This is a genomic window from Pseudosulfitobacter sp. DSM 107133 (assembly GCF_022788695.1).
In the GTDB taxonomy this organism is placed as follows: Bacteria; Pseudomonadota; Alphaproteobacteria; order Rhodobacterales; family Rhodobacteraceae; genus Pseudosulfitobacter.
Genome location: NZ_CP085154.1, coordinates 1287987 through 1300685, shown reverse-complemented (window position 1 = coordinate 1300685; position 12699 = coordinate 1287987). Strand labels below are relative to the sequence as shown.

The 12699-nt window shown below is 62.3% G+C and carries 11 protein-coding genes and 1 pseudogene; 7 read left to right on the top strand and 5 right to left on the bottom strand.

Features of this window, described 5'->3' with window-relative positions; genetic code table 11:
* Positions 1–238: 238 nt before the first annotated feature.
* Positions 239–703, top strand: coding sequence for a MarR family transcriptional regulator (locus DSM107133_RS06450; protein WP_114294920.1), 465 nt, complete (start codon positions 239–241; stop codon positions 701–703).
* Between the two features lie 42 nt (positions 704–745).
* Here the strand turns inward: DSM107133_RS06450 and hutU are convergent, their stop codons facing one another.
* Genes hutU through hutI form a run of 4 tightly spaced genes read right to left on the bottom strand, consistent with a single transcriptional unit; the run spans position 746 to position 5953 of the window.
* Positions 746–2416, bottom strand: a complete 1671-nt coding sequence (gene hutU / locus DSM107133_RS06445; protein ID WP_114294919.1) for a urocanate hydratase — start codon at positions 2414–2416, stop codon at positions 746–748.
* Entirely contained in the window at positions 2413–3210 is a 798-nt protein-coding gene (gene hutG / locus DSM107133_RS06440; RefSeq protein ID WP_114294918.1) for an N-formylglutamate deformylase, read from the bottom strand. Before hutG ends, hutU begins: the two co-directional genes overlap by 4 nt.
* Positions 3207–4763 carry a histidine ammonia-lyase gene (gene hutH, locus DSM107133_RS06435; RefSeq protein ID WP_114294917.1) on the bottom strand — a complete coding sequence of 519 codons (1557 nt, stop codon included), beginning with the start codon at positions 4761–4763 and terminating at the stop codon, positions 3207–3209. The genes hutG and hutH overlap by 4 nt, the downstream gene beginning before the upstream one ends.
* Positions 4760–5953 carry an imidazolonepropionase gene (gene hutI, locus DSM107133_RS06430; RefSeq protein ID WP_114294916.1) on the bottom strand — a complete coding sequence of 398 codons (1194 nt, stop codon included), beginning with the start codon at positions 5951–5953 and terminating at the stop codon, positions 4760–4762. The genes hutH and hutI overlap by 4 nt, the downstream gene beginning before the upstream one ends.
* 76 nt (positions 5954–6029) lie before the next feature.
* Here hutI and DSM107133_RS06425 point away from each other — a divergent pair, with 76 nt between their 5' ends.
* From DSM107133_RS06425 to DSM107133_RS06415, 3 genes and pseudogenes are all read left to right on the top strand, one after another.
* Complete coding sequence (locus DSM107133_RS06425; RefSeq protein WP_114294915.1) at positions 6030–7391, top strand: formimidoylglutamate deiminase; 1362 nt, start codon at positions 6030–6032, stop codon at positions 7389–7391.
* Positions 7388–8083: a GntR family transcriptional regulator gene (locus DSM107133_RS06420; protein ID WP_205387887.1), complete on the top strand. Its 696-nt coding sequence runs from the start codon at positions 7388–7390 to the stop codon at positions 8081–8083. The genes DSM107133_RS06425 and DSM107133_RS06420 overlap by 4 nt, the downstream gene beginning before the upstream one ends.
* Positions 8084–8163: 80 nt before the next feature.
* Positions 8164–8938, top strand: a pseudogene (locus tag DSM107133_RS06415) (IS5 family transposase).
* Between the two features lie 17 nt (positions 8939–8955).
* On the opposite strand, the gene DSM107133_RS06410 reads toward DSM107133_RS06415, so the two are convergent.
* A complete protein-coding gene (locus tag DSM107133_RS06410; protein ID WP_114294914.1) occupies positions 8956–9624 on the bottom strand; it encodes a GntR family transcriptional regulator in 669 nt (222 codons plus the stop codon).
* Between the two features lie 133 nt (positions 9625–9757).
* On the opposite strand from DSM107133_RS06410, the gene dctP reads away from it, so the two are divergent.
* The 3 genes from dctP (at position 9758) to DSM107133_RS06395 (ending at position 12681) form a co-directional block, all read left to right on the top strand.
* Positions 9758–10744, top strand: a complete 987-nt coding sequence (gene dctP / locus DSM107133_RS06405) for a TRAP transporter substrate-binding protein DctP (RefSeq protein WP_114294913.1) — start codon at positions 9758–9760, stop codon at positions 10742–10744.
* A 69-nt stretch (positions 10745–10813) separates the two neighbouring features.
* The gene (locus DSM107133_RS06400; RefSeq protein WP_114294912.1) at positions 10814–11365 is read left to right on the top strand and encodes a TRAP transporter small permease; all 552 of its coding nucleotides are present in this window, start codon (positions 10814–10816) and stop codon (positions 11363–11365) included.
* Positions 11365–12681, top strand: coding sequence for a TRAP transporter large permease (locus tag DSM107133_RS06395; protein WP_114294911.1), 1317 nt, complete (start codon positions 11365–11367; stop codon positions 12679–12681). Before DSM107133_RS06400 ends, DSM107133_RS06395 begins: the two co-directional genes overlap by 1 nt.
* The last annotated feature ends 18 nt before the right edge of the window (positions 12682–12699 follow it).

Sequence of the window (12699 nt, the reverse complement as noted above, 5' to 3'; positions counted from 1 at the left end):
CCCTTATGTGTTGCAGGCTTCTTCGGTTTCAACACTTATTCTTGAAGTCGAACACAATTGCCTGGATGTCCGTGCCGGAACCCGACGGGGAAAGGCTGCAATCACGCAATAAAACAACGGCTGCGCGCACGTTGACAATACAAGCGGTTGGACTTCATATCGTTCAAACATTAACTTTCTGGGTTCAGGCGCCACATAGTTCTTAGCGAAAACACGCATTCTTGGATATGACAGACCGATGAAAGACGACGAAAAAATCTTGTCCCAATTCGATTTGCGTCAGTTTCTGACCTATCGTCTCTCGAAGTTGCAGAACGCATTGAATGCCCAGGCAGGGCATGTTCTGGCCAGCCACGGCGATATCACACTGACCGAATGGCGCATTCTGTACATTTTGCGCAGCATGTCGACCGCCACCATGAGCCAGATCGTCAAGGAAAGCCGTCTGGACAAGGCGCAGATCAGCCGCGCGATCAAGGGGTTGGTGGACAAGGGACTGATTGCGAGCGTACAGGACGAACGCGACCAGCGCCGCCAGTTGCTAAGCGCCACCGCCGAGGGGCGGGCGCTTAAGGAAAAGATCCTACCGATCATGATGCGCCGCCAGGAGGCCATGACAGAAGGTTTGACACAGGCCGAGATCGACACCTTTATCAAGGTATTGGACCAGCTGGACGAAACCGCCCTGCGCCGCGAATTCTAGCCCTGTCGCAGCGGGGATGCCCCCCGCTGCCATGCCCCACCCTCAGCCTTTCAGGATACCGGGCAGGTTCAGCCCGTTTTCGCGCGCGCAATCCAGCGCGATGTCATATCCTGCATCCGCATGGCGCATGACGCCGGTTGCCGGATCGTTCCACAGCACGTTGGCAATGCGGCGGTCCGCGTCCTCGGACCCGTCACAGCAGATCACCATGCCCGAGTGCTGGGAAAAGCCCATGCCGACGCCGCCCCCGTGGTGCAGCGACACCCATGTCGCCCCGCTGGCCACGTTCAGCATCGCGTTCAGCAACGGCCAGTCGCTGACCGCGTCCGACCCGTCCTTCATCGCCTCGGTCTCGCGGTTGGGGGACGCGACCGAGCCTGAGTCCAGATGGTCACGACCAATCACGACAGGCGCCGACAGCTCGCCAGTGCGCACCATTTCGTTGAACGCCAACCCCAGCTTGTCGCGCAGGCCCAGACCCACCCAGCAGATGCGGGCAGGCAGACCCTGAAAGGAGATGCGTTCGCGCGCCATATCCAGCCAGTTGTGCAGGTGCGGATCGTCGATCAGTTCTTTCACCTTGGCGTCGGTCTTGTAGATATCCTCGGGATCACCCGACAGCGCAGCCCAGCGGAACGGGCCGATGCCACGGCAGAACAGCGGGCGGATATAGGCGGGCACAAAGCCGGGGAAGGCAAAGGCATTCTCAAGCCCCTCTTCCTGCGCCACCTGACGGATGTTGTTGCCGTAATCCAGCGTCGGCACGCCCGCATTCCAGAAATCAACCATCGCGGCCACGTGGTTTTTCATCGACGCGCGGGCGGCTTTTTCCACCGCCTTGGGGTCGCTTTCCTGCTTGGCACGCCATTCGGCCACCGACCAGCCTTGGGGCAGATAGCCGTGCACCGGATCGTGGGCCGAGGTTTGGTCGGTCACGATGTCGGGGTGAATGCCGCGTTCGACCAGTTCGGCGAACACATCCGCCGCATTGCCGATCAGCCCCACGCTTTTTGCCTCGCCCGCCTTGGTCCAGGCCTCGATCATCTCAAGCGCCTGATCCAGCGTATGCGCTTTTTCGTCCACATACCGCGTGCGCAGGCGGAAATCGACGCGGGTTTCGTCACATTCCACGGCCAGACAGCAGGCCCCCGCCATCACGGCAGCCAGCGGCTGCGCGCCGCCCATGCCGCCCAGACCGCCGGTGAGGATCCAGCGCCCTTTCAGGTCGCCTTCGTAATGTTGGCGGCCCGCTTCCATGAAGGTTTCATAGGTGCCCTGCACGATGCCCTGGGTGCCGATATAGATCCACGATCCGGCAGTCATCTGGCCGTACATCGCCAGACCCTTTTTATCCAACTCGTTGAAATGGTCCCAATTGGCCCAATGCGGCACAAGGTTGCTGTTGGCGATCAGCACGCGCGGTGCGTCCTTGTGGGTTTGAAACACGCCCACGGGCTTGCCCGATTGCACCAGCAGCGTCTGGTTGTCTTCCAGCTCTTTCAGCGCCGCCACGATGGCGTCGAAATCCTCCCACGTGCGCGCAGCCCGGCCGATGCCGCCGTAAACCACCAGCTCATGCGGGTTCTCGGCCACGTCCGGGTGCAGGTTGTTCATCAGCATACGCATCGGCGCTTCGGTCAGCCAGCTTTTGGCGGTGATCGTCGTGCCGGTGTCGGGGAATACGTCGCGAAGGTTGTGGCGCGGGTTTGTCATGATGTGCCTTTCAACTGGGGGGCCATTTCGGCCAGCGTGGTCAGGATGTCTTGCAGATGGATGCGCAAGGCGCGGGATTTGGTTTCGTCATAGGTCCAGGGAGCGGCTTCGTCCGTCAGATAGGTGGACTGGGCCAGCTCCATCTGGATCGCGTGGATGCCGCTCGCAGGCTGGCCATAGTGGCGGGTTGTCCAGCCGCCCTTGAACCGTCCGTTCAGGACGTGACTTTGTGTGGCCGCCGCGCAGACCGCCACGGTCGCGGCTTCGATCTGCGGGGCACAGGTGCGCCCCATATCGGTGCCGATGTTGAAATCCGGCAGGATGCCGTCGAACAAAAAGGGGATATCGCTGCGGATCGAGTGGCAATCGTACAAGATCGCAACGCCGTGGCGCGCCTTGACCCGCTCCAGTTCCGCCTGCAAGGCCACGTGATAGGGCGTGTGATAGGCCACGTGGCGGCGTTCGATCTCGGCGGCGTCGGGTTCGGTTTGCCAGATGTCGTGCCCGTCAAAGTCGGTCAGCGGCACCAGTCCCGTGGTGTTCTGACCGGGGTACAGGCTGGCCCCGCTGGGATCGCGGTTGGCGTCGATGACATAGCGATGGAATGTGGCGCGCACGGTCGTGGCCCCGGCCAGCAGCCCGTCATACAGCGTGTGAATATGCCAGTCGGTGTCGGCGAGTTCCCTGCCCCGCGCGTTCAACGCCGCGTGGATGTCGGCGGGCACAAAGGTTCCGGTGTGCGGCAGGCCCAGCACCACGGGGCTGTCGCCGTGAGTGATTTCGACAGGGGTCATGCCATCTCTCCGCGCACAAAGGCCGGAAGCTCGGCGCTTGCGACCAACTGGCCGTCCCGCACCATCGCGGCTGCCGCCTCGAGGCTGGGGGCCATGTAGCGGTCCTCGGCCACTTCGGGCACGCTCTGGCGCAGGGTGGAAATGACGGCCCGCAAAGTCTCGCTGGTCTGCAAGGGGACACGGAACCCGATGCCTTGCGCACCGCAAATCGCCTCGACGCCCAGGATCACGTTCAGGTTGGCGTTCATCCGCGCCAGTCGACGTGCAGCATGTGCGGCCATGCTCACGTGGTCCTCCTGGTTGGCAGAGGTCGGCGTGCTGTCGGTGGTGCAGGGATTGGCCAGATGCTTGTTTTCGCTCATCAGCGCCGCTGTGGTCACCTCGGCGATCATCAGGCCCGAGTTCAGGCCCGGATCAGGTGTCAGAAAGGGCGGCAGATCAAAGCTGAGCGTCGGGTCCACCATCAGTGCCACGCGCCGCTGCGCAATCGCACCGATTTCCGAAATGGCCACCGCAATCTGGTCGGCAGCAAAGCCCACAGGTTCGGCATGGAAATTCCCGCCCGACACGATCATGCCGCCGTCGGGGTGGCTGTCATCCACCAGCACCAGCGGGTTGTCGGTGACGGCGTTCGCCTCGATTTCCAGCGTGCGGGCGGCGGCGTGCAGCAGGTCCATCGCGGCACCGGTCACCTGCGGCTGGCAGCGGATGCAATAGGGGTCCTGCACACGGGTGTCGCCGTCGCGGTGGCTTTCGCGGATTTCCGAACCTGCCATCAGCGCACGTTGCGCACGGGCCACCGCAATCTGGCCCGCATGGCCGCGCAGGGTGTGAATGGCGTCTTCCAGCGGTGCAGTGCTGCCCATGATCGCGTCAGTGCTGAGCGCGCAGGTGACAACACTGGCCGACGCATTGGCCCAAGCGCCCCACAGCCCCACCAGCGCGCAGGCAGTGGAAAACTGCGTGCCGTTGATCAGCGCCAGACCTTCTTTCGGCCCCAGCGTGATCGCCTCCAGGCCGGCAGCCTTCAACGCCTCGCCCCCTGCCATGCGGGTGCCGTCAAAGACCGCCTCGCCTTCGCCGATCATCACGGCTGCCATATGCGCCAGTGGCGCAAGGTCGCCCGAGGCACCGACCGAGCCTTGATCCGGGATCACCGGGTTCACGCCTTTGGCCAGCATCCCCTCGATCAAAGCAACCGTAGACCACGCCACTCCCGATGCCCCCCGCCCCAACGACAGCAGTTTCAACACCATCATCAACCGCGTGGTCGCCGCATCCAGCGGTGTGCCGACGCCGCAGCAATGGGACAGGATCAGGTTGCGTTGCAGCCGCGCGGTGTCCTTGGCCGCGATCTTGACCGAGGCGAGTTTGCCAAAGCCGGTGTTCACACCATAAACCGCCGCCTCGCCCGCCGCCGCCTTGGCGACCAGCGCTGCCGCAGCCTCGACACCCTTGCGGGCATCGGAGGTCATGGCTGCTGCGGCCCCATGCGCCCAGATCTGGTGCAGGGTCGATAGTGTCGTGGTGCCGGGTGTCAGGGTAACGGTCACAATGTGCCTCCGAAAATGCGGGAATGAAGGGGATTAAAGCCGATGCGATAGGCCAGTTCGGCAGGTTCGGACACGTCCCAGACCGCCAGATCGGCGCGCATATCCGGTGCGATCCGGCCCTGATCGGTCAGGCCCAGCGCACGTGCCGCGTTGCGGGTCAGCCCTGCCAGCGCCTCGGCGGGTGTCAGGCGAAACAGCGTGCAGGCCATGTTCAGCGCCAGCAAGGGCGAGGCCAGCGGCGAGGAGCCGGGGTTGCAATCGGTCGCAACCGCCATCGGCACGCCGGCAGTACGAAAGGCCGCGACGGGGGGCATTTGGGTTTCGTGCAGGGTGTAAAAGGCCCCCGGCAGCAACACCGCAACGCTGCCCGCCTGCCCCATGGCTTCGGCGTCGGCGGCGTTGGCGTATTCGACATGATCGGCGCTGAGCGCGCCATAGCGTGCGGCCAGTTGCGTGCCACCGATGTTCGACAATTGCTCGGCGTGCAGTTTCACAGGCAGGCCCAGCGCGCGTGCCGCGTCGAACACCCGCGTGATTTGGGCCGTATCAAAGGCAATGCCTTCGCAAAACCCGTCCACCGCATCCACCAGCCCTTCGGCATGGGCGGCGTGCAGGGTCGGGATGCAGACCTGAACAATATAGGCGTCCGCATCGCCCGCATATTCGGGCGGCACCGCATGGGCGCCCAGATAGGTCGTGCGCACCGTGACCGGGCGCACCTCTGCAACTTGCCGCGCCACGCGCAGCATTTTCAACTCGCTCTCGCGGTCCAGACCATAGCCGGATTTGACCTCGATGGTGCTGACCCCTTCGGCGATCATCGCGTCCACGCGGGTCAGCGCCGCGTGCAACAGCGCCTCGGGCGTGGCGTCGCGCGTGGCGCGCACGGTCGACACGATACCGCCGCCACTGCGCGCGATCTGTTCGTAAGAGACGCCTTCCAGCCGCTGTTCAAACTCGCCCGCGCGGTTGCCGCCAAACACCAGATGGGTGTGACAGTCGATCAGCGCAGGGGTCACCAACCGCCCGCCCAGATCGGTGGCGTCTTGGGCGGTATGTTCGGCAGGCAGATCCGCCTGCGGCCCGACCCAGACGATGCGGGCACCGTCGATCACAATCGCGCCGTCGTCGATCATGCCATAGCCCTGCGGGGCGGTCATGGTGGCGATACGGGCGTTGGTCAAAAGCATGGTCACGACTCACTTGTCATTTGTGCAGATTTGTTTTTATTATGTCTGCACATATTAATCTGTCAAGCGAGGCATCATGGAAAAGCTCTGGGCATCTGAGGCGCTGTTGCCAAACGGTTGGGCGCGCGATGTGACGGTGGCCGTCGACGCGGGGCGCATTGCCGCTGTCACCGCGAACACACCGCGCAGCGGCGCTGATCTGGGGCTGTTGCTGCCTGCCCCGGTGAATGTACACTCACACGCCTTCCAACGGGCAATGGCCGGTCTGACCGAACGGCGTGGCCCCGATCCGCGCGACAGTTTCTGGACATGGCGGCAGCTTATGTTCCGCTTTCTTGACCGGCTGACGCCCGATGACGTGCAGGCGATCACCGCCTTTGTGCAGATGGAAATGCTTGAGGCAGGTTACGGCGCGTCGGTCGAATTCCATTATCTGCATCACCAACCCGGCGGTGTGCCCTATGACGATCTGGCCGAGATGTCGGGACGCATCGTGGCGGCGGCCGAACAGTCGGGCGCGGGGCTGTGTCTGGTGCCGGTCCACTACCAATACGGCGGCTGTGACATGCGCGATCTGGGGCCGGGTCAGGTGCGCTTTGGCAATGACGCCGCGCGGTTTGAACAGTTGCACGCCGCTGCCGGCAAGGCGCTGCGCGCCCTGCCCGCCGATCACATGCTGGGCGCGGCCCCCCATTCGCTGCGCGCCGTGCGCCGCGAAGACCTGGGCGCATTTGCCAGCCGCTATCCGCACGGTCCCCTGCACATGCATCTGGCCGAACAGAGTCCCGAGGTGGACGAGGTGCAGGCAAGCTGGGGCGCGCGGCCTGTTGACTGGGCGCTGGACCATATGGGGCTGGATGATCGCTGGTGCCTGATCCATTGTACGCAAATGACACCGAACGAAACGCAATCGCTGGCCGCAACGGGGGCCGTGGCGGGGCTGTGCCCGATCACCGAAAGCTCGCTGGGGGATGGCATTTTCGACGGTGTTCGCTGGTTCGATGCGGGCGGCGCGGTGGCTGTGGGGTCTGACAGCAACATCCGCATCAGCCTGTCCGAAGAGCTGCGCACACTGGACTATTCGCAACGCCTGCGTGACGGCACGCGCGCGGCGCTGGCGACAGAACAGGCATCGACGGCGCGTCGCATCCTTGACGCCGTGCTGGCAGGCGGCGCGCAGGCTGCGGGGCGCGACAGCGGGGCCATCGCCGTTGGACAATGGGCCGATCTGCTGGCGCTCGATTCCGGTTCGATCCACCTTGAGGGGCGCAGCGGCGATCAGGCGCTGGACAGCTGGATCTTTGCCGGTGACGACCGGCTGGTGCGCGATGTCTGGTCGGCAGGCCGCCATGTGGTACAGAACGGCGCGCACATCCGGCGCGAGGCTATCGTGGCCGCCTATCGCAAGGTGATAAAATCGCTGGGGGATGCCCTGTGACAACAGCCTTTCGCAACTGGCAAGCGGTGCAACAAGAGGTGCTGCGCCGCATTCATGCCCGCGAATGGGCGCCGGGCGATCTGATCCCGAACGAGGCCGATCTGGCCGCCGAATTCGGCTGCGCCCGCGCCACGGTCAACCGCGCACTGCGGGCGGTGGCCGAGGCCGGTCTGCTGGACCGCAAGCGCAAGGCAGGCACACGCGTGGCGCTGCAACCGGTGGCGCGGGCCACCCTGTCGATTGCGGTGATCCGCCAGGAGGTCGAAGACAAGGGCGGGCGCTATGGTTATAGCCTGCTGGAACGCGCGCTGATGCCCCCGCCTGCCCGCGTGCGCGCCGCGCTCATGACGCGCGACAGTGCCCTGCTGCATGTGCGCGCGCTGCATTTTTCCGACGACACCCCCTATGCGCTGGAAGACCGCTGGATCAATCCGCAGGGGGCGCCGGGGGTGTTGGACCAGTCGTTTGACACCACCAGCGCGAACGAATGGCTGCTGGAACACACGCCCTATACCCGTGGCGACATCGCCCTGTCGGCGCACAACGCCAGCCGCTCCGAAGCGCATGAGCTGGGATGTCTTGAAGGGGCGGCCCTGTTTGCCGTGACGCGCAACACCTGGAACGGTGCAACCGCCGTCACCCGCGTGCGGCTGCTGTTTGCACCGGGTCATATGATGCAGGCGGATTTGTAGGGCCGGACCCTAGGTCACATACCCATAAAAGGGATTCACAGACTTTAGAAAACGTGATTCACTTTCCGGCAAATGTGGAGGTGAGAATGGCACGTTTTGATTTGACAGATTTTGAATGGTCGGTGATCCAGCCGTTGCTGCCGACGAAGGTGCGCGGCAAGCCCCGTGTGGATGACCGGCGGGTTTTGAACGGCATCTTCTGGCGCTTGCGGACTGGTGCGCCCTGGGCAGACATTCCTGCACGATACGGGCCGCATACGACCTGTGTGAACCGCTTCAACCGCTGGCGGCGTGCGGGCCACTGGGCGCGTATTCTTGAAGCAATATCAGAGGCATATGAGGGTGAGGTGCAAATGATTGACAGCTCCTCCATCCGGGTACACCAACAGGGCGCAAATGGCCCTAAAAAGGGGGCGATCCGATTGCCTGGGTCGCTCAAGGGGCGGGCTGACAACGAAAATCCACGCTTTGGTGGACGCGCTTGGCCGCCCGATCCGGCTCATGCTGACGGCTGGGCAGGCCTATGATGGACACGCGGCAGAGCAGATGCTGGATCGACTGAAAGAAGGCTGCAGCGTGCTGGCGGATCGCGCCTATGACAGCAACGCGATCCGTGATTTGATCGCCAAACAGAAGGCGCAAGCCGTGATCCCTTCGATGCCGCAACGCAATCCTGTCATCCCGCATGATCGCGAGCGTTACAAAGCACGCAACGCAGTGGAGCGTTTCTTCAACAAACTCAAAAATTTCCGCGCGGTAGCAACAAGATATGACAAACGCGATGATAATTTCCTCGCATCCATACAACTCGCGTCAATCAGGATCTGGTTGCGAACTTATGAGTCGGTGACCTAAGCTCAGGCCCCTGCTTTTCACCCTGTCTTGGACTTGGCCGGATTTTGCAGCGACGACATCAGAAAGTGGAACTTTTCGCCCTGCACCGCGACATGGTTGCGCAGGCTGTCCGCGCACAAGGTCGCGTCATTGCCTGCAAGTGCGCTGACGATGGCCTGATGCTCTGCCATCGATTGATCCATACGCCCCCGCAGGTTCAGTTGGTGGCGGCGGAACGGTTTCAGACGCTTGTGCAGGCGCAGCGCTTCTTGTTCCAGAAAACTGTTGCCGGACTGGCGATAGATGATTTGGTGAAAACGCTCGTTCTCGACGTAATAGGTGTCGACATCGCGCGCAACGACGGCGGCGCTGCACTTGCGGTTCGCTTCGCGCAAGTCTTCCAGCGCTTCGTCGGTGATCCGTCGCGCGGCCAGCCGACCGCAAGCGGCCTCAAGCTCGGCCATCACTTCGAACATTTCAATCAGCTCGACCGGACCAGGCTGGCGCACGAAAGCCCCGCGCCGCGGGATCAGCTCGACCAGACCGGACAGTGCCAGCCGTTGAAAGGCCTCGCGCAGCGGCGTGCGCGACACGCCGAAATTCTCGGAAATCCGCACTTCGTCCAGCCGGTCGCCATCGGCGTAGGTACCGTTGAAAATCAGCTCTTCAAGCTCTTGGGCGATGGTGTCGGCGCGGCGTGTTTCCATTATTTTCAAATGCCACAGGGCCGATAAAAACTCAATAGAGGTTATTTTGTATACAAAACTTGACTGACAGACCTCAATTGTTAACCCTGAGGCATGTCGTGCCACGGGAGAGGTGCGCAATTGGGAGGATAAAATGAAAACTATTTTCAAGAATGTGCTGGCGGTATCGGCGCTGGTTGGCGTGGCCGGGATGGCAAACGCAACCGAACTGCGTCTGTCGCACCAATGGTCCAATCAGGATGTGCGTCACAAGGTGGCACAGATCGTTGCCGACGAGGTCGCTGCCGCTGACGTCGATCTGGACATCAAGATTTTCGGCTCGAAATCGCTGTTCAAACCGCGCGAGCAGTACAAGCCGCTAAGCCGTGGCCAGCTGGACATGACCGTGCTGCCCCTCAGCTATGCAGGTGGCCAGCAGCCGGCCTATAACCTGACCCTGATGCCCGGTCTGGTCAAAAACCACGATCACGCCGCCCGTCTGAGCGAGAGCCCCTTTATGGAAGCGCTTGAAGCCAAGATGGCAGAGGATGACGTGATGGTGCTGGTGCACGGCTATCTGGCCGGTGGTTTTGCCGGGGCAGACAAATGCATCACCAAACCCGAAGATGTCGCCGGCCTGCAAACCCGCGCGGCGGGCAAGGCGTTTGAACAGATGCTGGCCGGCGCAGGTGCGTCAATTGCCTCGATGGCCTCGTCCGAGATCTACAACGCGATGCAAACCGGTGTGCTGAATGCGGCGAATACTTCGTCTTCGTCTTTTGTGTCCTATCGCATTTACGAGCAGGTCAAATGCTATACGCCTGCGGGCGACGTGGCCTTGTGGTTCATGTACCAGCCGCTGCTGATGAACAAATCCAAGTTCGAAAGCCTGACCGAAGCGCAACAGGCCGCCCTGCTGGCAGGAGCCGCAAAAGCGCAGGAATTCTATCTGGAAGAAGCCAAGAAAGAAGACGCTGAATCGGCACGCGTGTTCAAAGAGGCGGGTGTCGAGATTGCGGCGATGAGCGCGGCCGATTTCGACGCATGGCGCGCATTGGCACAAGAAACCTCGTACAAGGCCTTTGTCGAAGAGGTGCCCGACGGGCAGGCGTTGCTGGATATGGCGCTGGCCGTCGAATAACCGAGGCGAGCGGGGCGCGTCTTGTGCGCCCCGCACCCACATTTTCCAATACATTCAAGCGGGGGCTTTATGGCTGGCCATGACACAAGCGGGCGCGTTGCACGCACGGGCGACAACCCATTTCTGCGCGCTGTTGCTGCGATTTCGACCTTTGCGGGCTGGTGTTCGGCAGCGATGATCGTCGCTGCGGTCTTCATCACCTGTCAGATGATCTTTATCCGCTTTGTGCTGAACGGGTCGACCATATGGCAGACCGAAGCCGTGGTCTATCTGGCTGTCGCGGCCACCCTGATCGGCCTGCCCTATGTCCAGCGGCTGCGCGGCCATGTGAATGTGGACCTGATCCCGCTGTTGTTGCCCGCCCGCCTGCGGTTTGGCCTTGCCGTGGTCACATCGGTTCTGTCCATCGTCATCGTTGCGGTGATGCTGTGGTACGGGTTCGACTATTGGCACTATGCCTTCGAGCGTGGCTGGAAGTCGGACACCGTCTGGGGTGTGCGCCTGTGGATTCCCTATCTGGCCCTGCCCGTGGGCTTTGGCCTGTTCCTGTTGCAACTGATCGCTGATTTCATTGCGGTGTTGATCGGTGTCGACACGCCCTTTGGACTGGAGGCTGAATAATGGACCCTCTTCTGCTGGGCGCGCTGGTCGCGGTCATGACCATTCTTGTGCTGTTTTCCGGCGTATCGGTGGCCGTCGGGCTGCTGATCGTATCGGCGGGCTTTCTGATCGTGTTCGATGGAATGCGCTCGCTTGAACTGTTGCCGGAAATCTTCTTTGGCAAGCTCGACAATTTTGCCCTGCTGTCGATCCCGATGTTCATCATTATGGGCGCGTCCATTGCCTCGACCCGCGCAGGGGCTGACCTGTACGAAGCGCTGGAGCGCTGGCTGACGCGCATTCCCGGCGGGCTGGTGATTTCCAACCTTGGCGCCTGCGCGCTGTTTGCCGCGATGTCGGGGTCTTCGCCCGCGACCTGTGCGGCCATCGGCAAGATGGGCATCCCCGAGATGCGCAAACGCGGCTATCCTGACGGCGTCGCCGCAGGGTCGATCGCCGCAGGCGGAACGCTGGGCATTCTGATCCCGCCGTCGGTCACCATGATCGTCTATGGCATTGCCACCGAAATCTCGATTGGCCGTCTGTTTCTTGCCGGTGTCATTCCGGGATTGCTGCTGGTGATACTGTTCATGGCGTGGTCTCTGTACAGCACCTGGAAATCCGGCGATGCCGAACGTCTGGGCAGCGGGACATACACATGGGCTCAGCGCTTCGAGATCCTGCCTCGCGTGTTGCCCTTCCTGGCCATCATCATCGGCGTGCTTTATGCCATGTATGGCGGCATCGCCACGCCATCGGAAACCGCTGCGGTCGGGGCGCTGCTGTGCCTGCTGATCGCGATGGTGATCTACAAACTATGGAGCCCCCGCGCCCTGTGGGTGGTGCTGCGTGACAGCACCAAGGAATCGGTGATGATCCTGTTCATCATCGCCGCCGCCGGCGTGTTTTCGTATATGCTCAGCTCGCTTTACATCACCCAGTCGATTGCTGAATGGATTGCCACGCTGGACGTGAACCGCTGGGTGCTGATGGGCATCGTCAACGTGTTCCTGCTGGTTGCAGGGTTCTTCCTGCCGCCGGTTGCGGTGATCCTGATGGCCTCGCCCATCCTGCTGCCGATCATCACAACGGCAGGGTTTGACCCGATCTGGTTTGCCGTGGTGCTGACGATCAACATGGAAATCGGCCTGATCTCGCCGCCTGTGGGGTTGAACCTCTATGTCATCAACGGCATCGCGCCGGACATTTCGCTGAAAACCATCCTGCTGGGGTCCCTGCCCTTTGTCGGATGTATGGTGCTGGCGATTTTCCTGCTGTGCCTGTTCCCCGGCCTGGCCACATGGCTGCCCGAAGTGGTGATGGGCGCCGCGTTCTGATGGCCTGTCATGGGTTCA